The sequence below is a fragment of the Bradyrhizobium sp. CCBAU 21365 genome, assembly GCF_015291305.1.
Taxonomy (GTDB): Bacteria; Pseudomonadota; Alphaproteobacteria; order Rhizobiales; family Xanthobacteraceae; genus Bradyrhizobium; species Bradyrhizobium elkanii.
The window spans coordinates 2973652-2997784 of the sequence record NZ_CP030036.1 but is presented as its reverse complement, the minus strand read 5'-3'; the positions used below and the strand labels follow the sequence as shown (position 1 = coordinate 2997784).

Sequence of the window (24133 nt, the reverse complement as noted above, 5' to 3'; positions counted from 1 at the left end):
CAAACGAGTGGAATTTTGTTAACAAAATCAATCGGTAGAAGTTTTTTATTCGGATCGCCCCCGTGCTGTTGACCGCGCCTGGCACACGCATTCCGAGCCGAAAGTACTTCATTTGCGTTTAAATCAATCTGCGGCAACAAGCGATGTCACGATTTGTCGCGAACGAATATGACCTCGAACTTCTGCTTTACGACGACCTGGTCGTAGATGCCCGTTAGCCGATCTTTTGCCACATCATAGCTGAGTGTGTAGGTAGAACCGTTATAGCCGGCGGCGCGTAGCTCAAAAAACAATTTGATACTGTTGCCATCGCTCGTAGCCACGGCCGTGTGAAAAGGCAGTGGCCTCGGGTTGGCATAACTCGCATCAAGTTTGCCGTCGACGCTTACGGCATTGATGGTGATCACGTAGCCTCCCTGCAGGCGCACCCAACAGCCGGGCAGCACACTAAATGCCGCTTTCGTCGTGGATTCAGTCGGCGGGCGGGACGTCTCTGGCGAAGGCCGCTGCGCTTGCGCCAATGCAGAATTTACAATCATCGACAGGCCAAGGACTGCGAGCGGTATTGAGTTCATGTGTTTCGTCCGATCCGGCTTCATAGTTGCGTTGTTCGATTCTAGCCAAATGTTCGAGTTTACTTATCGCTCAAGGCGCCAGGAGCCATCCCAATTTTCAGTGGGAGGATCCACGGTCAATTTATTGAGGCGATTGACGAAAGCTGCGGACGGGCCATCATTAGGGCGATCGCGAGCGCCGCCTCAAATACACGACGCGATTCATCCCATCGCCGACCCCTGTAGCTGGCGAGCCCGTCCGAGTGTGCTCACCCTTGCGCCCCATGAGGGCAACAAGCGCCCGATCTCCTCGTTTAGATGTCGTCGCGAATCTTCAACCGTCGCATCGAGTCGGGTTTGAAGCCGGGCCAGGGCAACCGTGTCGCCGGACTGGGCCTTCTTTTCTATCAGGCCGCTGATACGCTTGCGGGCTCCGCGGATTTCGCTCGCGAATTCATCACTCTTTGCTTCAAGCTTGGCGCGAATAGCGGCGACGTCACCGGATTGCGATCGCGTCTTGCTAATAATGACGCGTCGCAGCTCGAGCCCCCGCTCAACCGAACGAATGTTGGCTCGTGCGAGATTTCGATAGGCAGGAATGTAGCTCTCAGTAAGTTCGTCAAGTTGGTCGCCAACCTGAACTATTGAGGCCATGGACAAAACGGCTGTGATGGTCATGAGCGCAATCAATACTACAGCCATCTCCATGATCTTCCGCCGGCTCGAGAGGCTAATCAATGTTCTGGCCTCCTCCAAGGTATACCGTCCCCTTGGCGTGGACGGCGAGAGTGGAGGCCGTCCAAACGACGTGCGGTAACTTACAGCACACTCAACGGATAAACATTGGACCTGAGACCAAGATCGTCTTTGCCGTCATCCGCGCGGCGGCGGCGGCGGCAAGTGTGCGATATGAGAGCTCGATGTTGGACCACGGTCCAATAGCCTGCGCGTGCCACTTTTTCCTAGAGTGCCACCGGTCTGCTCACGTGTCGATCGATTGGTTGGAGGCAACGCTTGATGACAGCCCCTTTTCCTGCAGCCGCGCTCAAGTCAGAAGTCGGCATTTGTGACAGTCCATCGCACATCGATAAGATGATCTGGATACCCGGCGGCACTTTTCGCATGGGATCGGACAAGCATTATCCGGAAGAAGCGCCGGTACATCGCGTCACCGTGGACGGCTTCTGGATTGATCGCCATCCAGTGACGAACCGGCAATTCAAGGCGTTCGTCAAGGCTACCAACCACGTCACCCTCGCCGAGATTGCGCCCGATCCGAAGGACTATCCCGGGATCCTACCGCACATGGTCTACGCGGGCTCCCTGATGTTCTCCCCGCCCGCGCATCCGGTCAGTCTCCGGGACTTCAGCCAGTGGTGGACCTTCGCCCAGGGCGCGGATTGGCGGCATCCCTCTGGACCCGGGAGCAACATCCGCGGGCTGGACGATCATCCAGTCGTGCATGTGGCCTTCAGCGATGCGCTCGCCTACGCGAAATGGGCTGGCCAGGATTTACCAACCGAAGCGGAATGGGAATTTGCAGCGCGCGGCGGGCTCGACGGCGCCGAATTTGCGTGGGGCGATGAATTCACGCCGGCCGGCCGTCACATGGCCAATACCTGGCAGGGTGAATTTCCCCGCCAGAACGCCGCAGACGACGGCTTCGAGCGCACTTCGCCGGTCACGGCGTTTCCACCGAACGGCTACGGGCTGTTCGACATGATCGGCAATGTCTGGGAGTGGACAGCCGACTGGTATTCCCCCAGGCATGAGGCGGATGTGACGAAGGCCTGCTGCATCCCGGAGAATCCGCGCGGCGGGCGTGAGGCCGACAGCTATGACCCAAGAACAACCAACGTGAAGATTCCACGGAAGGTCATCAAAGGCGGCTCGCATTTGTGCGCGCCGAATTACTGCCGACGCTACCGGCCGGCAGCGCGTCACGCGGAGCCGGTTGATACTTCCACGAGTCATCTTGGCTTTCGATGCATCAGTCGGGGAGTTCCCAATGCATCATAAACAGGAGAGCGTAGCCATGTTGAGTTCTATATTGCCCGACGAGCCGTCGCCCCCTACTGGAACGCCACCCCGCAAGACATCTGGCTGGCTCAAGGGGACCTGCGCCTCGCTGCTCAGCACGACGATGCTGATGGCGTTGTCCGGGCCGGTCAGCACGCCGGCCTTGGCGCAAAACCAGCAAAAACCAAACATTCTCTTCATCATGGGTGACGACATCGGCTGGATGCAGCCGAGCATCTACCACCGCGGATTGATGGTCGGGGAGACGCCCAACATCGATCGCATCGGCAACGAAGGCGCGATGTTCACGCACTATTACGCCGAGCAGAGCTGCACGGCCGGGCGTACGGCCTTCTTAACCGGCATGCAGCCCGTTCGCGTCGGCATGGTCTTGCCGGAAATTCCCGGTAGCCCATCCTATCTGCGGACGGGGACGCCGACGCTTGCCAAGTTCCTGCTCGATCTCGGCTACACCACCGGCGAGTTCGGCAAGAACCATCTCGGCGACCACACCGAGTCGCTGCCGGCTGCGCAAGGCTTCCAGGAATACTGGGGCTATCTCTATCACCTCGACGCCATGCAAGGGGTGAGCTTCCCCGACATCAACAAAACCGCGACCCAGCAGACCCTTGCGCCGCCATGCAAGAACACGCCGATCCCCGGCGTGGCTGAGGTCCCCGGCGCTGTAGATCCCAGGACCACGGTTTGCCTGACGCCGCCGCGTCCGATGCTCGCCTGCAAGTCCTCGGACGGCACCGCAAAGAACATGACCTGCAAGGATGAGGGCCCGCTGACTCTCGAGCGATCCAAGACCGTGGACGAAGAAATCTCGGCCAAGGTCGTTGACTTCCTCGATCGCAACGACCCGAAGAAGACCAACAAGCCGTTCTTCGCCTGGTACAACCCGGCGCGCATGCACATCACGACGGTGTTGCCGGACAAGTATCTGAACATGGTGGGCGAGCCCGGCGGCAAGGATTGGGGCGTCAACGAAGCCGGCATGAAGCAGATGGATGACAACATCGGCGTGGTGCTCAAGAAGCTCGAAGACATGGGCCAACTCGACAACACGATCGTCGTCTTCACCACCGACAACGGCGCCGAGACCATCACCTTCCCGGACGGCGGCGTCACACCGTTCAAAGGCGGCAAGCTGAGCACCTGGGAGGGCGGCATGCGCGCCCCGATGGTGATTCGCTGGCCCGGCGTCATTAAGCCCGGCACGGTCAAGAACGAAATGTTTTCCGCCCTCGACTGGCTCCCGACCCTCGTCGAGATCGCCGGCGGGCCCAAGGGCGACGCACTGAAGCAACAGGTCGAGGCCGGCTATCCTAATATGGTCAAGACCACCCTCGACGGTGTTAATCAGATCGACTATCTGAGCGGCAAGTCCGACAAGTCGGCCCGCGACCACTTCCTGTATTACTCCGGCAAGGAGCCGTCGGCGGTCCGCTACAAGAACTGGAAGATGTACTTCGCGATGGTGTCGGACTCACCAGCTGGCTTCATTGCCGGTGTGCAGCCCTACTCCTGGACCCAGGTCGTCAACATCAAGCGCGATCCTTTCGAAACCTCCGTTGGTACACAGCTGAAGACGTTGTTCGGCATGGCCGGGGCTATTGCTTCTCCGTCTACTGCCTACGTCTATGATTGGAACATGCTGCCGATCGGCCAGCAGCTGTGGCTCAGGCACCTGGAGACCTTCATCAAATTCCCGCCGCTGCAGGACCCGGCCAGCTACAACCTGGAACAGGTCATGCAGCGAGTGAAGGACATGAAGACGGCCGGCCGAAGCGACTAGCTGCGAACGTCGGGCCGCGATCGCAGAACAAGAATAAAAGCGGCCGGTCCAAAAGGACCGGCCAATTCCCAGAAATTTCGATGAATCCGCCTTCCGTGCAATCAAGAGACCATGAACCCGTCCCATGCGTTTGGGCGGCGAAAGTATGGAGTTGCTCATGACCAGGAAGAATCGAACCGGCTGCATGATCATCGCCCTCCTGCTCAGCGGAGCGGCACCGGCCCTGGCCCAGACCACGCCGCCTTCGACGCCGCAGCACGAGCCGCTGCAGAAGACGATCGGTCAAGCAAAGCCGGAGATTGTGCCGTCGTTGATCGTAATGAACGCCCGCGGCGCCAGCCTGCAGGGTGGACAGCTCACACTCAACGGCGTGGCACCGAATTCGATCGTGTTCGCGGACCGGCCGGTGCGGGCAGCGGGTCATTCGCTCACGACCGACTTGCTGGAGGAATGGTCGAAGGGCAATGACAGCGATGAAAGCTTTGCCAACGATCCGCCGAACGCCACCGTCTCGGTGTTCAGCAAGGATGGATCGAAAATCCGCGACGCTGTGGTGGTGCTGAAGACGGCGAAGCTCGAGGGCGACCGGCTGACCTTCGACGTGGATGTGCTCGAAGGCGAACTGACCGGCGGCGACGGGTCGGCAGCACTCTTCATCGACCGCTTCGGCTTTGGCGGCTTTCACGCTGGTGGATTCCACGCCGGCGGCGTGGGCGGCTTCCACGCTGCGGGCTTCCGCGGCGGCTACGCGCGGGTCGGAAGTGTCGGCGTCTGGCGTCGTCCCTACGTTGCTCGCGGCGCTTGGTATCGCGGCGGTTATGGTGCGGCAGCGGTCGGCGCCGCAGCGGTGGGTGGGGCTGCGCTGGGTGCGGCGGCAGCCAGCACCTATCCCTACTGCGGCTATTACCCCTACCCGCCCTGCTACTGAGGACTGCGGCCCCGAGTAGCGCACATCGGTGCGATCGGGATGGAGAGTAAATCAGAAGGTTACTTGTCATGAGCGTCGTCAGGAACGCATGTGTCGGTCTTCTCACGTCGCTCGCCGCCGCGACGGCGCTGGTCTCGCCGCTTTGTGCGCAGCAACAACAAAAGCCCAACATCCTCGTCATCATGGGCGACGACATTGGGTACTGGAATATCAGCGCCTACAATCGCGGCATGATGGGCTATCGCACGCCAAACATCGACCGCATCGCCGACGAGGGCGCAATCTTCACCGACTACTACGGCCAGCAATCCTGCACTGCTGGCCGCGCCGCGTTCATCACCGGACAGTCCCCGCTGCGGACGGGACTCTTGAAGGTAGGCTTGCCAGGAGCGAAGGAGGGCCTGTCAGGAAAGGATCCGACCATTGCCGACCTGCTGAAGCCACAGGGCTATGCGACTGGGCAGTTCGGCAAGAACCATCTCGGGGATCGCAATGAGTTTCTGCCCACGGTTCACGGCTTCGACGAATTCTTCGGCAACCTTTATCACCTGAATGCCGAAGATGAGCCCGAACATCCGGACTATCCAAAAAATCCCGCGTTCCGAGCGCAGTTTGGTCCGCGTGGCGTCATGAAATGCGTTGCAACCACCGTCGACACACCGGGCGACGATCCACGGTTCGGCCCATGGGGCAAGCAAAAGTGTGAGGATACCGGACCACTCACCAAGAAGCGGATGGAGACAGTCGACGAGGAATTCCTCACCGCCTCGGTGAACTTCATCGACCGCGCAAATCGAGACGGGAAGCCCTTCTTTTTGTGGTTCAATTCGAGCCGTATGCATATCTGGACGCGTCTCAAGCCTGAGTCACAGGGGAAGACCGACCTCGGCATCTACCCTGACGGCATGGTGGAGCATGACGGGCAAGTCGGACAACTGCTGAAAAAGCTCGACGATCTCGGCATCGCCAACAACACGATCGTGATCTATACGACCGATAACGGCGCGGAGACATTCTCCTGGCCCGACGGCGGCACAACGCCCTTTCGAGGAGAGAAGAACACCAACTGGGAGGGGGGCTATCGCGTCCCGGCGATGGTGCGCTGGCCGGGGTTGGTGACGGCGCGGACCGAAATCAACGACGTCTTTTCAGCGGAGGATTGGGCGACAACGCTGGTCGCGGCGGCCGGCGAGCCCGACATCAAGAACAAATTGCTGTCCGGCTATGATGCCGACGGAAAGCACTTCAACGTTCACCTCGACGGGTACGACCAGCGCGATCTTCTGGCCCGCAAGGGTCCCAACAAGCGCCGCGAATTCTTTTACTGGACTGACGACGGCAACCTGGCCGGGCTTCGCTACGACCAATGGAAGGCCGTCTTCCTGGAACAGAAGGCGCATGGGCTCGATGTCTGGGCGCAACCAATGGCTCAACTTCGGCTACCGTCGCTGTTCAACCTCCGCTCAGACCCGTTCGAGCGGGCCCAGCACGAAGCTGGCGACTACGTAAAGTGGTTCGTCGAGCATGCCTTTTTGCTGGTTCCGGCTCAGAGTATCGTTGGGCAGCACCTGATGAGTTTTCGGGAGTTTCCACCGCGGCAGAAGCCTGGCTCCTTCTCGGTCGAACAGGCCATGGAGAAACTGCGGAATCCACCGACGAGCAACTAATCGACGCTATCCGCAAAAAGGGAGACGACCATGAAACCGATCGTGCGATTTCCCCCAGTGGACCGCCGCGCCCTGCTCTCGTCCCTGGCGATGCTTCCGTTGTTCTCTGCCTCACTTCGCTCCACCTCGGCGGAGGCGCAAGCGCAACTTGACCCGCTGCCGTCCTGGAACGAGGGGGCGACCAAGGCTTCGATCCTCGACTTTGTCGGGCGCGTCACGACGCAAGGCGGGCCCTTCTTCGTGCCGGTCGATCAGCGCATCGCGACCTTTGACAATGACGGCACGCTCTGGGTCGAACAGCCGATGTACGTACAACTCGCCTTCGCACTCGACCGCGTGAAGGTCATGGCGCCGATGCATCCGGAATGGAAGACCAAGCAGCCGTTCGCGGCGGTGTTGGACGGCGATCTAAGGGCCCTGGCGGAGTCCGGGGAAAGCGGATTGGTCGAAATCATCGCAGTGACACATGCCGGCATGACCACATCAGAATTTGAGAAAATCGTCACCGACTGGCTCGTAACCGCGCGTGATCACCGCTTCAAGCGACCCTATACCGAACTGGTCTACCAGCCGATGCTGGAATTGCTGGCCTACCTGCGCGCCAATGGCTTCAAGACCTTCATTGCGTCAGGCGGCGGCATCGAATTCATGCGGCCCTGGACCGAGCGAATCTACGAAATACCTCCCGAGCAGGTGATCGGATCGTCGATCAAGACCCGATTTGAAATGAAGGACGGCGCGCCAACACTCTTCCGCCTATCCGACATCAATTTCATCGACGACAAGACAGGCAAGCCCATCGGCATCAACGAGCACATCGGCCGCCGCCCGATTGCGGCCTTCGGCAATTCCGATGGCGATCTCGAAATGCTTCAATGGACGACGCTCGGCGCCAGCGGCGCGCGGCTCGGCCTGATTGTCCACCATACGGACGCGGAGCGCGAGTATGCCTACGACCGCCAATCGCATTTCGGGAAGCTTGATGTAGCGCTGGATGCCGCAGCGGTGAACAAGTGGACCGTGGTCGACATGAAGAAGGACTGGAAGCGTATTTTTGCCTTCGACTAACGTCCGAGTTCACGAGGAGACCCAAGGGACCGAAAACCCGAGAGCACACGCGACAATACGGTCAAGGAGAATACACGTGAACAACGCCATCTGGCTCGGTTCGTTGGCTATGCTCGTCGCCGTGACGGTCGCGGGTGTGCCCACCGCCGCGCAGCAGCCGAAGAAGCCCAACATTGTCGTTATCCTCGCGGACAATCTGGGCTATGGCGAGTTGGGCGTCTATGGCGGCGGCATCCTTCGCGGTGCGCCCACCCCGCGCATTGACTCGCTCGCAGCTGAGGGCATGCGCCTGCTCAACTTCAATGTCGAAGCGGAATGCACACCATCCCGGTCGGCTCTCCTGACCGGCCGCTTCGCCATCCGCTCCGGCACCTATGCAGTTCCTATCGGGGGAGAACCGGATGGACTGACCCAGTGGGAGATCACCACCGCCGAGCTGTTGTCTGCGCAGGGTTACGCTACCGGCATTTGGGGCAAATGGCATCTTGGCAGCGCCGAAGACCGGATGCCGACAAATCAGGGGTTCGATGAGTGGTATGGCATCCCGCGTACTTACGACGAGGCCATGTGGCCGTCGCTGGACGAGACGAAAAGCATGTGGCCGTCGGTCGGAACCAAGCAGGGTTGGAATGCGAAGGTCGTGCACCCCCAGCATATTTACGAAGCCCGCAAGGGCGAAAAACCCCGACAGGTCGCAGTGCTGGATGTGGATCGCCGCCGCACCATGGATGCGGAAATCACAAGCCGTGCGGTGGAGTTCATCAAGCGCAACGCGAGCGCAGGCAAGCCGTTCTACGCCTATGTTCCATTCGCGCAAGTTCACATGCCGACGCTTCCAAATCTGGAGTTTGCGGGCAGAACGGGCAACGGCGATTGGGCCGATTGCCTGGCCGAAATGGATTACCGCACCGGACAAATCCTTGACGCCATTAAGCAAGTGGGCATCGAGAGCGATACGCTTGTAGTATTCGCCAGCGACAATGGCCCCGAGGCGACCCATCCCTGGGAGGGTGACAATGGACCTTGGCGGGGAACTTACTTCACGGCGATGGAAGGCTCGCTGCGTGCACCATTTATCATCCGTTGGCCAGGCAAGGTGCCCTCAGGCCGCGTCAGCAACGAGATTGTTCACATCGTTGATCTCTTCACGACCCTCGCGCGTGTTGGCGAGGCGGAAGTCCCTAAGGATCGTGCGATTGACGGCGTGGATCAGCTAGATTTCTTTCTCGGCAAACAGGAAGCCTCCAACCGCGAGGGATTCCCGGCCTACGTTGCCGATCGTCTCTCAGCCGTCAAATGGCGAAACTGGAAAGTGCATTTGATCTGGCAGGAAAGCATGTACGCTTCGCCGCAGAAGTTGCCCTTGCCGAAGATCATCAATCTGCTCACCGACCGAAAGGAAGAGCACGATGTCGCCGCGTACAACTCCTGGGTCGCCGATCCCGCGGTGAGGATCATCGGCGAGTTGGAAGCGAGCTTTAAGACGTACCCGCTGATCAAACTCGGTACTCCTGACCCCTATACCCCGCCAAAGCCAGCTACCCGGTAGTTCTTGGAGCCTCAAGAAAGCTGATCCTTGTCCGATTTGGGTCTTGGCTGTGCGAAACCCGCTCTACAGTCCGTTCCCTCGAGCCGGATTGGCATAGCTAAGAGAGAGTTGAGCCTTCTAACTCGGCCTTCAGGGGATTACAGTTCGCTCAAAAGGCTTCGCCTACTTGGAAGGCGCGCATGATCAAAGAGGTAGAGCCACCACCAATCAGCTTTAAACTGACCCTGCTGAGATGGCTGACCATGGTCGCTTCGCTGGCGCTGGCGGCATCGCATCCTGCCACGGCACTCGATGCCGTATCGATGCAGCTCAAATGGAAGCATCAATTTCAGTTTGCGGGCTACTATCAGGCGCTTGAGCAGGGCTTCTACCGCGACGCAGGTCTCGACGTTACCATCAGAGAAGGCGGCCCTGATATCGATGTCTCCGAGGCCGTAGCCCGCGGCAAGGCGGATTTCGGGGTCTGCAGCGCCGGCATCCTGCGTGACTGGGGGGCGGGCCGCCGGCTGGTCGTGCTGGCCGCCATATTCCAGCGTTCGGCGGCCGTCATCCTGGTCGCGCGTCGGGCAGATATCAGCAGCGTGGCAGATCTGCGCGGCCGTACGCTCATGGACACGCCGGGAAGCGACGAGATCGCCGCGATGCTCAAGCGCGAAGGGATCGACTACCAGTCGATGCTGCGCGTCCCGCACGAGGGAAACCCGCGCGACCTCTTGGCCGGCCGGGCCGACGCGATGGTCGCCTACAGCACCAACGAGCCGTTCGTCCTTGAACGGCTGGGCGCGGCTTACCGCACCTTCGCGCCCGCAGCATCCGGCATCGATTTTTACGGCGACAATTTGTGCGCCTCCGAAGCGGAAGTGAAAGCCCGTCCCGACCGAGTCGCATCATTCCGGGCGGCGAGCGTGAAAGGCTGGGCCTATGCTCTCGCTCATAAAGAAGCGACGGTCGATCTGATCCTGCGGAAGTACTCGGCGAAAAAGAGCCGGGAGGCCCTACTGTTTGAGGCGGAGCAGACGGCGACGTTGGTCGGGCGGGACATCGACCGGATCGGCGAACAGGATCCCGCACGCTGGCGAGGCATCGCCGCGGTCTATCGGCAACTTGGGCTGCTGACCGACGATACGTTACCCGCGGCACTGATCTGGGATGGAAATGACGACAGCCTGCAGCGTTGGCTGATTTCTCTTGTGCTCGTGCCGGTCGGATTGGCGATTGCGGCTCTGGTCGCGTATCGAAATCGTCGCAGCTTGCGCGTCGCAATCGCACGGTTGGGCGCGCTTCCGCCGTTTGCCACGATGGGGCGGCCAAGACTGAGCCTGATCATGTCGCTGCTCTTCATCGGCCTCAGCATTCCTGTCCTAATTTTCATCATGATCTACAATTACAACAAGAATTCGGCCGGCATCGTGTCGATCCTGAACGACGCAGTCGCGCAGACCAGCCAGGCCGGCGTTGAACGCACCCAGGATCTGATCGAGAACACGGAAAGCCCGCTGCGCTTTCTCGCCGAAGTGGCCGCCAGCGATCCCGGCTATTTCCGTATCGAGCAAAGCCGCGATCTGATGTATCGCGCGCTGACCTCGGCCGCCCATATCGACGCCGCCTACGTCAGTTTCGAGGATGGTTATCATCGGGTCGTCACCCGTATCGACGAGGACCGCCGCCGCGCCGATCCCCGGATTCCCGCGATCGCGAATTGGCACTCCAGCTACGTCGATGCAATCACTAATTCCCTGCTCCGCGTACGCCATCGGACATTTTTCGACATTTGGCCCAATCAGGTCGGCAAATATGATGTCGCCACCGAGATCGACATTCGCACCTTGCCCGGTTATCAGTCCGCCAAGACGACGCGCACGCTTGCCGTGACTGAACCTTCTATCAATCCCGATACCGGCTTTCCCATCATCTCGTTGCGCATTCCGATCTTCCGCGGCGTTGAATTCATTGGTTGCGCATCGGCCAACATAACCATGGACGTCCTGTCACGCTTTCTCGACAGGCATCGCGCCAGCGCAGGGAGCACCACATTCGTCGCAGACCGCAACAACGGGAAGATCATTGCCTTTCCGGACAAACAAAAAGGCGTTCGTATTGAGAACGGAGTGCTCAAGATCGCGACCCTGGCTGACATCGACGATCCCGTGGTGCGCGAGGCTCATCGCGAGCATGCTCGCACGGGCGCCGACAGATTTGTCTTCCGATCGCCGATCAACGGAGAAGATTTGATAGCAGCGTTCGCCAATTTTCCGGGCGGCTTCGGTCAAGCCTGGCAGGTAATCACGTTGACTCCGATCGACGATTTCGTGGGGACGTTGAAGAGGACCAATCGATTGATGATGGTCGTGATCATTGCGCTCACCACGGTCGAGTTGTTCTTCATTTACTTCGCTTCCAGTCGGCTATCGCGCCCGGTCGAAAACGTGTCCCGGCAATTGCAGTCCATCGAAAGCCTCAACTTTGATACGCCCGCGCGTCCACCATCGAACATCCACGAGATCGCGAAGCTGGAATCGGCGGCTTCGCTGCTGCGAACCTCGCTAAAATCCTTTTCGTCGTTCGTCCCGCTCGATGTGGTCCGCCAACTGATCAAGTCCGGCATCCCGCTGACCCTCGGTGTCGAGCCGCGATTCCTCACCGTGTTCTTTTCCGATCTGGAGAATTTCTCTACCCACTCAGAGACGCTCGCGCCTGATGATCTCTTGATCCAGATCTCGACCTACCTAGAGGAAGTCTCGTCTGCGATCGCGGAGGAAGGCGGCACCGTCGACAAGTTCATCGGCGATGGCGTTATGGCGTTCTGGAATGCACCGGCTGAACGCTCTGACCACGTCCTACGCGCCTGCACTGCCGCATTGCGGGCGGCGCGCCGCATGGAACGCGTCAACGATGTCTGGGAGGCGGAAGGACGGCCGCGAATTCACCTGAGGATCGGGCTCAATTGCGCCAAGGTCCTTGTCGGCAATGTCGGTTCTTCGAACCGGCTGAGCTACACGGCCTTGGGGGACGGCGTGAACGTTGCCGCCCGTCTTGAAGGCATCAACAAGCTGTTTGGCACCACGATCTGCATCAGCGACAGCGTTTACGACCAGACGAAGAACGAAATACTCGCGCGGCCGATCAAGCGAGTTCAGGTCAAAGGCCGCAAGACAAAGTTCATGATCTATGAATTGCTCGCCCTTCGCATGAGTGACGATCCGGAGCTAAGGATTCGCCATCGGGATGAGCAGTTGAGCGCGATGACCCAGCAAGCCTCGCAAGAGTTCGAGGCCGGAGATTTACCGGCCGCAGAGCACGCCTATCGTGACCTGCTGAAGGAATTCCCCGAAGATTCTCTTGCCAGGTTCATGGTCGCGGAATGCACGGGAAAACAAGGATCCGGCCTTGCCAAGGTGCCGCCAGCGTGAGGAGGAACGAAAAAACGTGGCCGTCTGAATTCGGGCCAGCAGTGAACCGAGTTAGCAGCGGGGCAGATCGCCAAGCAAGTGCGCTCGAAGTGCCCGGCCGTGATGCCTTCCATTAGCCCCACCGGCATTGCCAGTTTGGTTGAATGTCCGTTTTGCGCGGCGGATTCAACTGTCCATTCGTAATCGCTGAGTTCGTAGCGCATGATTTGCCTCCGGTTTCGGAGCTTGAATCACGGCTAGGGCCGCGCCATCAATCGACAACATCTGCGGCCGTGCTGCTAATGCTCTGAATTTACTTCCGCTTTCGGTGGCATAGCGGACTTGGTCGAAACGGTTGATTGCCGGCTCGATCAATCGTCATCGGCACCTCACGCTTATGTGTCCGGCGACGCCGCCGCGCCGCGAGAAAGGCTATTGAATTACGAACGTAATGTTATATTCGTAACGGCATGCAACTGCGGAGGATGCCGCGTCACACAGCTCTTTGCGAGGATTTCGTGAACGACACCACCGCCATTTCGCGCCACATCGCATCGCGAGAAATCACGAATCTCTCCATGGGGCTCGCAGCCGCTGCAGCAGCGGTTCGCAACGGCGATATCACGTCGGAAGCCTACACTGCGGCGCTTCTGCAGCGCTGAACACTTGCCGAGCTTAACGCCTTCATCACCATCGATGAGGCCGCCGTATTGGCGGCCGCGAGGGACGCGGACAGAGCACGTGCGGCCGGATCGGCGGCTCTGCTACTGGGCGTGCCGCTCGGGGTGAAGGACAGTTATTTGACGAACATGCCAAACCAGCTCGGTGCGAAATCCTCTTACACCCGCCCCTTGACCCGCGCAATTGAAACCTTTATGCAAGCTACAATGAATGGTTACAAGAGAAACCAGGTCGAAGAGGCAATCTCCCGATTAAATGGAGAGAGTACTGCAGCGCCCAGTCAAGGGCTGCGAACTCAGCTGAAACGACTGCTCGATACCGATCGTGCAGCGACGCAAGAGGCTCGGGCGACCGGCTCCAAGATAGTGAACCACGCTTTTTACAGCATCGATTCACCTGGCAAGGGAACGGAAGTGTTCTTTTCAGATTATGAGGCTTTCGCCTTGGATACCGGATTGCGGCTCTCGAGCCATGGCTGGCCCCAAGGCTTCGTTGTCCGCGCACTGCGGCATGTGAGAAGAGATTTCGAGAAGCATCATGCGCGAATACTAAGACAGGATCCTGCTGAGCTTTTCGATGCGAAGATAATCAAAGAAAACGCTCGCCCGGGCGATTTGGGTGTCGATAACACTGATCCGGTGTTCCTGACGATCGCCACACGCAAGGCCTCGTTCGCCGACGGGAAAGATGATTTGACCACGACTACGATTTGCCGAGGCATAGAAGAGGTTTCCAAGTTCGTTAAGCAAAATCAGGCCCATTCATGGAGCCTCTTTGAGCTCGCCACTCGTGCCCATCAGCTGACGCGAGAACTCTCCCACACCCTGCCCCGATCGCGCGGGAGGAGTTAAAGGAAAACCACCAATGCAGAACAGTAAGCATACGCGCATATTTGAAACCCACATCGAGGTTACAAATCGAGCGCCTTCGCAGCGCGCTGCCCGGCACCTGCAAGTCAAGCTTGTTCCTTTGCTGTCAGTGACACCTTCGCAACGTAACACGCGAACGCATTCAAAGAAGCAGATTAGGCAAATCGCAAGTTCGATTCAGGCTGTCGGATGGACGTATCCAATCCTTGTCGATGAAGGGGGAGATATTATCGCGGGCAACGGCCGCTATCAGGCTGCATTGCAGCTCGGCCTCCAAGAAGTTCCAGTAATGACGGTGAGCGGGTTAAATCAAGCGCAAAAACGTGCCCTCGCGATCGCTGACAATAAGATCGCCGCGAACGCAGGCTGGGACAGGTCCGTATTGTCGGCGGAGCTAGGTGAGCTCGCTACCCTGCTGCCGGAGATCGATCTTGATATTTCAATACTAGGCTTCGAACCGGCTGAGATTGACGCTCTTGCGGTCGATTTGGCGGACAGCGAGCGAGACCCCCTCGATGAGGCGCCGCCCATTGATGACAGCAAGCCCGTCACTCAGGCTGACGACGTGTGGATGCTGGGGGAGCATCGCCTACTTTGTGGCGATGCATGTGAAGAAAGCGCCCTGCAGAAGCTGATGGGCTCCGACAGAGCTTCAATGCTGTTCGCTGACGGCCCCTATAACGTACGAATAGCGAACATGGTTGGCCGCGGCAGGGTCAAGCATCGAGAGTTCGCATTCGCTTCTGGCGAAATGTCTCCCGCGCAGTTCACCGACTTTTTAAGACGATGGATGTCGCTAGCAACGCGTTACTCTAGGCCTGGATCAATACATTTTTCCTGCATTGATTGGCGGCATGTCGGCGAGATGCTCGCTGCCGGACGAGACATCTACAGCGAACTGAAGAACATAGTCGTCTGGGTCAAGACAAACGCCGGCCAGGGCTCTCTTTACCGCGCCCAACACGAGTTCATAATCGTGTTCAAGCACGGTAACGCACCGCATCAGAACAATGTGGAGCTAGGAAAGCATGGCCGCAATCGAAGCAACGTGTGGAGCTATCCTGGTATCAATACCTTCAGAGCCGGGCGCTTGGACGAATTGGCGTCTCATCCTACGGTCAAGCCGATCGCCCTCGTCGCGGATGCGATGCGCGATTGCTCACGTCGCGGTGAGATCGTGCTGGATCCATTCATGGGTAGCGGCACCACGATCTTAGCAGCCGAGCGGATCGGCCGCCGCGGATACGGCCTGGAAATTGATCCGCTGTACGTCGATGTCGCGGTGCGACGCTGGCAATCATTCACCGGTCGCGATGCCACCCTTAAGGCCACAGGTCAGACCTTCGACGAGGTGGCGGACGAGGGGCGGGATAATGAGCGCAAAGGCGGGCGATCCAGATGAGCAAGGACAAGCAAAGGAATGGGACCAAGCCAAAGCCGAAAATCAAGCGACTTCGGCTGTCTTCTAGGGAAGAGAGCGTGAGCGATCCAGTTGGCTACGGCAGGCCTCCTCGCGCTCATCAGTTCAAACCCGGACAGAGCGGCAACCCAAAGGGCAGGCCGAAGGGCAAAAAGAACGAAGCCACGATGCTGGATGAGTTGCTGTTTCAACGGATCCCGGTCCGGCAAGGTGGCCGCGACTTACGCATGACGGTCCTTGAAGCAATCTTTCGCCGTCTTGCCGAAGATGCCTTGAAAGGCAACATCAAGGCCGCGGGATTTCTGTTCAATCGGCTCAGCTCAATTTCCTCGGATCAGCCTCAGCAAACCGAGCTCATGGACGACGATCAGGCGGTGCTGAAGGCTTACCTGAACGAGTATCTGTCCAAGACGGAAAAGGATGCCAAGCGTGGATAGACTTGAACAAGATGCTTTTAATGCCATTCTCCGCAGCGATTCCTATGCTTTCTTGCATCGCTGTTTCTTGACGCTAAATCCCGGAACGCCATTCCTGCGCAATTGGCATATTGCGGCAATCCTCTACCGGTTAGAGCAAATCCGGAGTGGAAAGATCAACCGGCTTATCATTAATATGCCACCACGATATCTCAAATCAATCATTTGCTCGGTCGCATTCCCGGCCTTGCTGCTGGGTCACGATCCGTCTTATCGCGTCATCTGTTTGAGCTACGGCGCCGACCTTTCGACCAAGCACGCGGCCGACTTTCGCGCCATCGTACTGTCTTCTTGGTATCGAGGAGCATTTCCGAAACTCAAGATCGCGCGTACTGCCGACTCCGACGTATTCACAACCAAGCGCGGCTACCGCAGGACTACCTCGGTCGGTGGGGCGCTCACGGGGTTAGGTGGCAATCTGTTTATCATCGACGACCCGCAGAAGCCGGTCGATGCGCAATCGCAGCCGTTGCGCGATAGCCTCAATGCATGGTTCTCCAACACATTGATGTCACGTCTCGACAACAAGCAATCAGGGGCCATCATTGTCGTGATGCAGCGCGTTCAGCTCAACGACTTGACCGGATATCTGACGGAGAACTCCGCCGGCTGGACCGTACTCAATCTGGCAGCAATTGCCGAAGAAGACGAAGACATTCCGACCGGCGACGGACAAACTCATCGCCGAGAAACGGGCCACGCCTTGCATCCCGAGCGAGATTCTTTGGCCGATTGGGAAACAGTCCGCAAGGAGGTTGGTTCGGAGGTCTTTGCGGCTCAATACCAGCAAAATCCGGTCCCTCCGGGTGGCGCCATGATCCGCCGTTCGTGGCTCCGCTATTACGACACACAGCCGGCGCAGACATACCGGACCAAGATAATTCAAAGCTGGGACTGTGCAGCAAAAGAGGGAGCGCAGAATAGCTGGTCGGTCTGCACAACTTGGCTGATTGTCGACAGGAACGACTACTACCTGCTGGATGTCACGCGCGGACGCTACGAATACCCTCGCCTACGCCAAACTGCGCTCGCGCTTGCCGAGAAATACAATCCCGCCGCCATTGTGATCGAAGAGGCGTCCACTGGAATCGCGCTCGGCCAGGACTTAAGGGATATGGGACGGTTTCGCGTCCGTTCAGTGCCGGTCGACCGCGACAAGGCCACGCGCCTTTACGTGCAAGCGGCAAAGTTCGAAGCTGGCCGGGTCTACTTTCCCAAGAACGCGCTCTTTTTGCCAGACCTGGAGACGGAGCTGCTCACTTTTCCGCAAGGCAAGCACGATGATCAAGTCGATAGCATAACTCAGGCTCTTGCCTTCAAGGCTTTTGGTTATGACGCCACCTTGCAATGGGTCATGGGCTAATAGTTAGCCATCGATCTCGACGTTTTGTTCGTAGCGCCGCAGCTTGATTCGGCCATGCCGGGTTAAGTCAATGATACGCTCAGCACTACGGATCTGGCGTAGAACAATAGGTACCAGATCGGTCTCGATTCGACCATGATCGGGTATTGCCGCGGCAAAGTCGAACGCCTCGTTGTGGGTCATGAAGCGCCGGCCAAGCGCTTCAAGCCCGACCACTGCAAAACCATATCGCAGATAGGGATAGACCTGCTTGTGACGTTGCGCCTTCCAGGAGTAGGTGATGACGTCATGGGACGAGAAGAATCCCGCCTTTAGCTCCACGACCACAAGGGGCGTTTTGGCGCGCGTGACCAAGATATCCGTCTGAAACGCGTACTGGCCTCGCCGCGGCGCATCTTGTCCGTCATGGCTGGCTTTGCCCGAGCTGTCGATCTCAATCCGGTAAAGGAGGCTGGCGCCCCGATGAACCTGATAATCGCCAGACAGGGCCGCGGCGAGCACCTCTTCTGTATGGACAGCAGCAGCGTGTTCGCGGTGCCCATTTGGCAAAGCCTGAGTTGCCGCTGGACCTTGCTCAGACCGCGTCATAGCGAGGAAACGCTGTCTTGAGTCGTTCAACCGTGGCGCGCCACTTCGGTACCCTAGGTGCGCACACGGTGTTGCGGTTGCCGAAAAGGCCGGGTTCACTGACGGCATTTTCGAGAGGAACAGTTTGCGCCCATTCCACCGCAACGAAAAATTCGCCTTTCTCACCGTCTCTCGGGTTCTTGTAGTTGTCAGCCACCAAGACCTCCGAGGCCGGCTTCTGCGTTCCATTGGTCCGCACCCGAAACTCGCCCGCAGGCGTGGAAAAACCTTTGACCCGCCCGACGCCCACAAAACCGTAGCCGGGAGCTTTTACCCATATCCGATCGCCGGGTTTGAGCAGCTTCAGCGTGTTGGAATACCAGCTCCCGCCCCCGGCACTGACAAAACCATGCTTCACGGCTTCGTCCCAAGAGCGGCCCTTGGTCCCGAAGGACATGTAGAATTCGCCGTTCCAAGCAGCGTGAGGTGAATTGGATTCGATTGCGCTGGTCGCGAGCTGGGATTCTGCGGGGTCTTGCAGCCAAGCCCGGCTGATGAACTTGTCGCTGCCGTTCTCGAAAACCTCAAAGCAGAGGACGTTGATCGCCACCGAACGCTTGCTGAGGTAGGAAACGATCCGTTCCGAGCTCGCATCGAGAGACGCCGCGACAATCACGATTTGATGGTGATTTGGAAACTCTTCGGTATCGATCGCCGTTCCAAATCGCGCTTCGAAATCCCGTCCAAGATCCCCACCCTTGCTAAATCGCGAATAGATCCGGAATACCGTTTCCGCATCGAGTGCTTCCACCCAGGTTGCATAATCGATAGCTTGCGCCACGACCTCGCGGGGAGAGCGACCGCGCTTGATCTCGATGAGGATGAGCGAGCTATCGGGTGCGATTGCGAGAAGATCGATGCGACCGCCGAAGCCCGTGTCCTCTTGCTGGCCTATGACCATCCATTCATCGGAGACGATCTCCGGTGCGGCAACGATCATTTCTTCCAGCGACTTCTCCGAAGCGAGCGTGCTCTCGCGCAGCCGTTGAGGCGGCTGCCCAATCCGCCATATTCTCTGACCGACCGGCATATCAGCTCCTTGCCCAGGGTAGGTCGTATTGCTGCCTAAGCTGACCTCTCGACCCCGCCATAGGCTTCGCTCGACTGACGCCTCACATCCAGTGCAAAGCGCCAACGGGTAACCACAAGAGCAGATCAGAGTTAATTTTATCCTGTTTTGGGATAATCCGATGCTGGGATCAGCCTGTCCAGGCAATGACCCCTACCGCCCGCGGCATCGGCAAAACCATCCATTCGCCGGACCAGGCGGCCTTTCGTGCCGTTATGGTTGCGGCGCGCAAAGCTGCAGGGCTTACCCAGCATGCCTTGGCTCGCCGCCTCAAGAAGCCTCAGTCGTTCGTCGCCAAATACGAAGGCGGTGAGCGGCGGCTCGATGTCATCGAATTCGTTGCGGTCGTCCGCGCTATCGGCGACGACCCGGTCAAACTGTTTCGCGATTTTGTGAGCGGAAGATCGCCGGCGAAAGCGCCAGTCAGAGGCGCCAAATAGCTCAACAGCGGATCTGGCGTACCCGCGGTATCGCGCCCGAGATTCGTCGAGCATCTTGTGATCGAGATTCCAAGAAAAGAGCCACAAGATTGCTCACGAATCCGCTCGACTTCACAACCGATCGGAGCGGTAGTGTCGTCGTCAACAACGGGCCGTGCATATGGATACGACAGCCGTCAACGAAGCTATCAAGCTCTTTTTGGGCGAAATCACCATGAAGCTCAACGAAGCCGTCCGCATAGCACGCGCGGCGGAAGCCTGCGTTTTGGCAGGCAGCGTGGCCGAGGGGATCGAGGTGTCGATGGAGATCGAGCAACTCCTCTACGACAGTGGACGGCTGCACGACGCCGTCACGATGATGCATCGGCTCACCCGAAGCTAACGCCCGGCCTTCTTAGCATCTTTTGCCCCGGATGCGGGGCTTGTGTCAGTGGCAGCGCATGATGCTGTAGTTGACACAGGAGCGCAAAATGACGACTCGCAAGTCCGGACCGCGGTCAAAGAAATCTTCCAGACCTCACCCGGGCACCAAGACCGTCGGAAAAGCCGCCAAGCGCAAGGCAGCCACACAGAGCAAGACTGTCGTCGGATCAGGCAGCTCGTCCAAACAGGAGGCTGTACTTAGGCTCCTACGCCAGCCGAAGGGGACGACGGTCGCCGCAATCATGAAAGCGACGGGCTGGCAGCCGCATTCCGTGCGTGGCTTCTTTGCCGGCGTTGTCAGAAAGAAGCTCCGGCTAAAGCTTGGCTCCGAGAAAACTGGCAAAGAGCGCGTCTACCGGATCGCGGCGCAGGGGCTCGCATCATGAACATGAGCACCGCTTCCGACGCAACGGAGCGGGCTGTTGATCCAAAGGTCGAGGCCGAACTAGACCGACTGCCCGCGATGCCGATCGTCCAGCTTCGTGCCCGCTACCGTGGGCTGTTTCGGACCGAGCCGCCGAAGGCGTTCGGTCCGGACCTGCTTCGGCGCAGCATCGCACACCAGATCCAGGAGCAAACATATGGCGGTCTGTCGCGGGAGCACCAACGCATGCTGAATCAGCTGGTAAAAGCTGCCCGAACCAAACCCAACGGCCGGATCGCAGTCCCCCGGCGGATCAAGCCGGGCTCCGAACTGGTGCGGACCTGGAATCGTTGCACGTACCGCGTGATGGTCATGGAGGACGGGTTCGCCTACGAAGGCAGAACCTTCGCCAGCCTCTCCGAAATCGCCACCGCGATCACAGGCACGAAGTGGAGCGGGCCGCGATTCTTCGGGCTGCGGCCGTCCGCCGCCCAGGCCGATGCCGCGAAGGTGGTCGATGGCAGCTGAAGCTCGAAATGCGCTGCGCTGCGCCGTCTACACCCGCAAATCCACCGAACACGGCCTGGATCAGGAGTTCAACTCGCTCGACGCGCAGCGCGAGGCCTGTGAGGCCTATATCAAGAGCCAGGCTTCGCAGGGCTGGAAAGCCTTGCCTCAGCACTATGATGATCCCGCCTACTCCGGCGGCAATCTCGACCGCCCCGCCCTGAAGCAACTGCTGGCCGATATCGAGGCTGACAGAGTCGACGTCGTGGTGGTCTACAAGATCGACCGCCTCACCCGCTCGCTCGCCGATTTTGCCAAACTGGTCGAGACCTTCGATGCGAGGTCGATCTCCTTTGTGGCGGTCACCCAGCAGTTCAACACGACCACCTCGATGGGCCGGCTGACCCTGAACGTGCTGCTGTCGTTTGCTCAGTTCGAACGCGAGCTAGCTTCGGAACGCGTCCGCGACAAAGTCGCGGCTTCCCGCAAAAAGGGAAAATGGACCGGCGGGACGGTGCCACTCGGTTATGAAGCCAAGAACCGGAAGCTTGTCATCGACAAGGCCGAGGCCGAAACCGTCCGCACCATCTTCCGGCTCTACCTCGAGTTAAGGTCGTTCGGCAAGTTGGTGGCAGAACTTGATCGGCGCAAGATCGTCACCAAGCGGCGAGACACCAAGGTCCCCAAATACCGGGGCGGCATTCCTTTTACCTATGGCCCGCTTTCCCATCTCCTGAGAAACCGGATCTACCTTGGGCAAATCCATCATGGCGGCAAGTGGTTCAAAGGCGAGCACGACGCAATCCTCGATCAGAAGATGTTCGACGAGGTCCAATCGCTCCTCAAGGCCAACGTGATTGATCGCAAGGCGAGCTCCTTCAAGAGTGGTAGCCTGCTCCAGGGCAAACTGTTCGACGATCGCGGCAACCGCATGGGTCCGAGCTTTTCCAGCAAGAATGGCGTCCGATATCGGTTTTATGTCAGCAGGGCCCTGCGCGGACGGAAACACAAGGCGGGCACCGTCGCGCGGGTCTCGGCACCTGAGATCGAAGGCCTCGTCGAAACCGCGATCCAGGCACGGATCAATGATCCGGACGTCCCAAGGGAGGAGACGCTCAATCGCGTCGAACGCATCGTCGTGACCGAGCGAACACTCCGAATCGCACTCGGCTCCGGCGATGACGGGAAGAGCTCGATTGAGATTCCATGGGTTCCAAAAACCTTAAGCAACCCCGAAACTCAGCCGGTTTTATCGGAAGGCAAGACCGATCCAAAACTTCTGCAGGCGATGATTCGCGCACGAGTCTGGTTGAACGATCTTCGTGACGGGCGGTACGCCACAATCGAGGATCTTGCCGCAGCCAATAAGGTGCATCCCAAAGTCGTTCGGCAGGGCTTAAGGCTCGCATTTCTTTCGCCTGCCTCAACGTCAGCCATCTTGGACGGCGATCGCGCCATCAAATTAAAGCAAATTCCGAAGTCGCTCCCCTTGCGGTGGCGCGAGCATCGCTTGGCCGAGCCGGTCGGCGAGCGTCGAGCGGCCGAGACCAAAATCTAGAAGGAGATGACTCCAGTCAGGGGGCCAAATTCATCATTTCCTCGGGAAAGGCATAACTCTGATTCGGGGTTGCGTTTGGCGGCGTCTTGCGCGCCCGCTGCCGAAAAATTACGCCGTCGGGCTCGAAATATCGTGTCCCGGCGGCGCCTGAAACTGGGCCCCTGAAATCCCCCAGCCCGGGTCACCTACCAGACATCGCGCCGCACAAGTGTGAACCAGTTCACAATCTCGGTTGGTTCTTTTGTGAGGATCTTGGCCGGAACCAACTGAAGTAGCGCGCGTTGTTGAGCCGCACTGTCATCCGGAGAAGGCCTCGACGCACCCAGCCCCGCGTCGGGGCCTTCTGCTTATTCAGAGCATTTGCAGGCGCTCCGCCGCAGGAACCAAACGGGTCCTGCCAAGCTGCACGGTGCGGATCGAATCCGCAATTCTCCGGTATTGAAGCAGGACCGGTGACCGTTAGGATCATTTTCCGAGCCTTGGGTCCGCCAAGTCCATTTGGTTGAGGGGCGATCTTGTCGAAGGAAGGGTTAGCCAAGGACGCGGCGGAAATATTCCGACTGCTACGCGCATTTCGCTCTATCAAGGACCGAACGGTGCGACTGGACGTGGTCGAGGTGGTGGAAGCGATGGCACGAAACCCCATACCCGCTGACGTCAAAACCGGTATCAAACGACCGGATTGATGCCCCAGCGCTGGCTGCTCGATGTTGCTTTTCGCTCGCTCATCGCCGCGGCGGCGGCGATCACCGCTACACCAGCGGTCGCCGAAGATATCGTCGGTCGCGTCAGCGTCGTCGACGGCGACACCCTCGAAATTCACGGCACACGCGTCCGCCTTTGGGGCATCGACGCGCCCGAGAGCACCCAGCTCTGCCGAGGCGACGACAGCCTGCAATATCGCTGCGGCACGAAAGCCGCCAACAATCTCGACGCCTTCATCGCCCGACGACCTGTCACGTGCATCCCGGTGTCCCTGGATCAGTATGGGCGGATCGTGGCGACTTGTTCGGTCGACGGTGCCGATCTCGGGGAATGGCTGGTCCGAAGAGGACTCGCGCTCGATTGGCCGCAGTATTCTAAACGCAAGTACAGCGCTGCCCAGCGTGAAGCCGAGCACGCCCAGCGCGGCATGTGGGAGGGCAGCTATGTCGAGCCGTGGCGTTATCGCATCTGCATCAGGCTCGGCGGATCACCGGGAGTCTGCTCAGACGACACGAATGCTCATCCCTGAGATTGCTAAGGCCGCTGACCGCACAAAGCGATCAGGGCCTTTTCAGACAGCGCGCCGTGGGCTGGCAACGGCACATTAGCTGAGCTCGGTCCACCGATACCGGTTCTACGGAACGACAGCAGTTTCG

At 59.0% G+C, this 24133-nt stretch carries 22 protein-coding genes; 18 read left to right on the top strand and 4 right to left on the bottom strand.

Annotated features, from left to right (window positions below; genetic code table 11):
- Positions 1–146: 146 nt before the first annotated feature.
- Entirely contained in the window at positions 147–575 is a 429-nt protein-coding gene (locus XI02_RS13795; RefSeq protein ID WP_197971321.1) for a hypothetical protein, read from the bottom strand.
- Between the two features lie 201 nt (positions 576–776).
- Positions 777–1262, bottom strand: a complete 486-nt coding sequence (locus XI02_RS13790) for a hypothetical protein (RefSeq protein WP_172648355.1) — start codon at positions 1260–1262, stop codon at positions 777–779.
- Positions 1263–1646: 384 nt separating this feature from the next.
- Between XI02_RS13790 and XI02_RS13785 the strand changes: the two genes are divergently transcribed.
- The 12 genes from XI02_RS13785 to terL all read left to right on the top strand — a co-directional run bounded on the left by XI02_RS13785 (position 1647) and on the right by terL (position 17784).
- Complete coding sequence (locus XI02_RS13785) at positions 1647–2573, top strand: formylglycine-generating enzyme family protein (RefSeq protein WP_172649214.1); 927 nt, start codon at positions 1647–1649, stop codon at positions 2571–2573.
- 124 nt (positions 2574–2697) lie between these two features.
- Positions 2698–4374 (top strand): arylsulfatase, encoded by a 1677-nt coding sequence (locus tag XI02_RS13780; protein ID WP_370143915.1) that lies wholly within the window; start codon positions 2698–2700, stop codon positions 4372–4374.
- 157 nt (positions 4375–4531) lie between these two features.
- Positions 4532–5302 carry a hypothetical protein gene (locus XI02_RS13775; RefSeq protein WP_028343989.1) on the top strand — a complete coding sequence of 257 codons (771 nt, stop codon included), beginning with the start codon at positions 4532–4534 and terminating at the stop codon, positions 5300–5302.
- Positions 5303–5370: 68 nt separating this feature from the next.
- Positions 5371–6969: an arylsulfatase gene (locus tag XI02_RS13770; protein WP_172648356.1), complete on the top strand. Its 1599-nt coding sequence runs from the start codon at positions 5371–5373 to the stop codon at positions 6967–6969.
- 90 nt (positions 6970–7059) lie between these two features.
- On the top strand, positions 7060–8037 hold the full coding sequence (locus XI02_RS13765; protein ID WP_370143916.1) for an HAD family hydrolase: 978 nt from the start codon (positions 7060–7062) through the stop codon (positions 8035–8037).
- A gap of 76 nt (positions 8038–8113) precedes the next feature.
- On the top strand, positions 8114–9586 hold the full coding sequence (locus XI02_RS13760) for an arylsulfatase (protein ID WP_244980725.1): 1473 nt from the start codon (positions 8114–8116) through the stop codon (positions 9584–9586).
- A gap of 179 nt (positions 9587–9765) precedes the next feature.
- Positions 9766–12996 carry an ABC transporter substrate-binding protein gene (locus tag XI02_RS13755; RefSeq protein WP_172648357.1) on the top strand — a complete coding sequence of 1077 codons (3231 nt, stop codon included), beginning with the start codon at positions 9766–9768 and terminating at the stop codon, positions 12994–12996.
- Between the two features lie 497 nt (positions 12997–13493).
- The gene (locus tag XI02_RS46155) at positions 13494–13637 is read left to right on the top strand and encodes a hypothetical protein (RefSeq protein WP_276513725.1); all 144 of its coding nucleotides are present in this window, start codon (positions 13494–13496) and stop codon (positions 13635–13637) included.
- Between the two features lie 138 nt (positions 13638–13775).
- On the top strand, positions 13776–14507 hold the full coding sequence (locus tag XI02_RS13745) for a hypothetical protein (RefSeq protein ID WP_194483500.1): 732 nt from the start codon (positions 13776–13778) through the stop codon (positions 14505–14507).
- 13 nt (positions 14508–14520) lie between these two features.
- On the top strand, positions 14521–15927 hold the full coding sequence (locus XI02_RS13740) for a DNA methyltransferase (protein WP_172648358.1): 1407 nt from the start codon (positions 14521–14523) through the stop codon (positions 15925–15927).
- Complete coding sequence (locus XI02_RS13735) at positions 15924–16382, top strand: DUF5681 domain-containing protein (protein WP_172648359.1); 459 nt, start codon at positions 15924–15926, stop codon at positions 16380–16382. Before XI02_RS13740 ends, XI02_RS13735 begins: the two co-directional genes overlap by 4 nt.
- The gene (gene terL / locus XI02_RS13730; protein ID WP_244980726.1) at positions 16375–17784 is read left to right on the top strand and encodes a phage terminase large subunit; all 1410 of its coding nucleotides are present in this window, start codon (positions 16375–16377) and stop codon (positions 17782–17784) included. Before XI02_RS13735 ends, terL begins: the two co-directional genes overlap by 8 nt.
- A 3-nt stretch (positions 17785–17787) precedes the next feature.
- On the opposite strand, the gene XI02_RS13725 is transcribed toward terL, so the two are convergent.
- Both XI02_RS13725 and XI02_RS13720 read right to left on the bottom strand, forming a co-directional pair.
- Complete coding sequence (locus XI02_RS13725) at positions 17788–18372, bottom strand: hypothetical protein (RefSeq protein WP_172648361.1); 585 nt, start codon at positions 18370–18372, stop codon at positions 17788–17790.
- Positions 18359–19441 (bottom strand): nuclease, encoded by a 1083-nt coding sequence (locus XI02_RS13720; RefSeq protein ID WP_172648362.1) that lies wholly within the window; start codon positions 19439–19441, stop codon positions 18359–18361. Before XI02_RS13720 ends, XI02_RS13725 begins: the two co-directional genes overlap by 14 nt.
- Before the next feature lie 185 nt (positions 19442–19626).
- Here XI02_RS13720 and XI02_RS13715 point away from each other — a divergent pair, with 185 nt between their 5' ends.
- From XI02_RS13715 to XI02_RS13690, 6 genes are all read left to right on the top strand, one after another.
- Positions 19627–19920 (top strand): helix-turn-helix transcriptional regulator, encoded by a 294-nt coding sequence (locus tag XI02_RS13715; protein WP_172648363.1) that lies wholly within the window; start codon positions 19627–19629, stop codon positions 19918–19920.
- Between the two features lie 160 nt (positions 19921–20080).
- Positions 20081–20302 (top strand): hypothetical protein, encoded by a 222-nt coding sequence (locus XI02_RS13710; protein ID WP_172648364.1) that lies wholly within the window; start codon positions 20081–20083, stop codon positions 20300–20302.
- An 88-nt stretch (positions 20303–20390) separates the two neighbouring features.
- Positions 20391–20729, top strand: a complete 339-nt coding sequence (locus tag XI02_RS13705) for a DUF3489 domain-containing protein (protein WP_172648365.1) — start codon at positions 20391–20393, stop codon at positions 20727–20729.
- A complete protein-coding gene (locus XI02_RS13700) occupies positions 20726–21235 on the top strand; it encodes a DUF2924 domain-containing protein (RefSeq protein ID WP_244980727.1) in 510 nt (169 codons plus the stop codon). Before XI02_RS13705 ends, XI02_RS13700 begins: the two co-directional genes overlap by 4 nt.
- On the top strand, positions 21225–22772 hold the full coding sequence (locus XI02_RS13695; protein WP_172648366.1) for a recombinase family protein: 1548 nt from the start codon (positions 21225–21227) through the stop codon (positions 22770–22772). The genes XI02_RS13700 and XI02_RS13695 overlap by 11 nt, the downstream gene beginning before the upstream one ends.
- A 685-nt stretch (positions 22773–23457) precedes the next feature.
- Positions 23458–24006, top strand: coding sequence for a thermonuclease family protein (locus tag XI02_RS13690; RefSeq protein ID WP_172648367.1), 549 nt, complete (start codon positions 23458–23460; stop codon positions 24004–24006).
- Positions 24007–24133 lie beyond the last annotated feature (127 nt).

What these genes read in the sequence shown, in the direction of transcription:
- XI02_RS13795 (WP_197971321.1), bottom strand. Translation starts at nt 575, where the DNA reads ATGAACTCAATACCGCTCGCAGTCCTTGGCCTGTCGATGATTGTAAAT.
- XI02_RS13790 (WP_172648355.1), bottom strand. Translation starts at nt 1,262, where the DNA reads ATGGAGATGGCTGTAGTATTGATTGCGCTCATGACCATCACAGCCGTT.
- XI02_RS13785 (WP_172649214.1), top strand. Translation starts at nt 1,647, where the DNA reads ATGATCTGGATACCCGGCGGCACTTTTCGCATGGGATCGGACAAGCAT.
- XI02_RS13780 (WP_370143915.1), top strand. Translation starts at nt 2,698, where the DNA reads ATGCTGATGGCGTTGTCCGGGCCGGTCAGCACGCCGGCCTTGGCGCAA.
- XI02_RS13775 (WP_028343989.1), top strand. Translation starts at nt 4,532, where the DNA reads ATGACCAGGAAGAATCGAACCGGCTGCATGATCATCGCCCTCCTGCTC.
- XI02_RS13770 (WP_172648356.1), top strand. Translation starts at nt 5,371, where the DNA reads ATGAGCGTCGTCAGGAACGCATGTGTCGGTCTTCTCACGTCGCTCGCC.
- XI02_RS13765 (WP_370143916.1), top strand. Translation starts at nt 7,060, where the DNA reads ATGCTTCCGTTGTTCTCTGCCTCACTTCGCTCCACCTCGGCGGAGGCG.
- XI02_RS13755 (WP_172648357.1), top strand. Translation starts at nt 9,766, where the DNA reads ATGATCAAAGAGGTAGAGCCACCACCAATCAGCTTTAAACTGACCCTG.
- XI02_RS13740 (WP_172648358.1), top strand. Translation starts at nt 14,521, where the DNA reads ATGCAGAACAGTAAGCATACGCGCATATTTGAAACCCACATCGAGGTT.
- XI02_RS13735 (WP_172648359.1), top strand. Translation starts at nt 15,924, where the DNA reads ATGAGCAAGGACAAGCAAAGGAATGGGACCAAGCCAAAGCCGAAAATC.
- XI02_RS13725 (WP_172648361.1), bottom strand. Translation starts at nt 18,372, where the DNA reads ATGACGCGGTCTGAGCAAGGTCCAGCGGCAACTCAGGCTTTGCCAAAT.
- XI02_RS13720 (WP_172648362.1), bottom strand. Translation starts at nt 19,441, where the DNA reads ATGCCGGTCGGTCAGAGAATATGGCGGATTGGGCAGCCGCCTCAACGG.
- XI02_RS13715 (WP_172648363.1), top strand. Translation starts at nt 19,627, where the DNA reads ATGACCCCTACCGCCCGCGGCATCGGCAAAACCATCCATTCGCCGGAC.
- XI02_RS13710 (WP_172648364.1), top strand. Translation starts at nt 20,081, where the DNA reads ATGGATACGACAGCCGTCAACGAAGCTATCAAGCTCTTTTTGGGCGAA.
- XI02_RS13705 (WP_172648365.1), top strand. Translation starts at nt 20,391, where the DNA reads ATGACGACTCGCAAGTCCGGACCGCGGTCAAAGAAATCTTCCAGACCT.
- XI02_RS13700 (WP_244980727.1), top strand. Translation starts at nt 20,726, where the DNA reads ATGAACATGAGCACCGCTTCCGACGCAACGGAGCGGGCTGTTGATCCA.
- XI02_RS13695 (WP_172648366.1), top strand. Translation starts at nt 21,225, where the DNA reads ATGGCAGCTGAAGCTCGAAATGCGCTGCGCTGCGCCGTCTACACCCGC.
- XI02_RS13690 (WP_172648367.1), top strand. Translation starts at nt 23,458, where the DNA reads ATGCCCCAGCGCTGGCTGCTCGATGTTGCTTTTCGCTCGCTCATCGCC.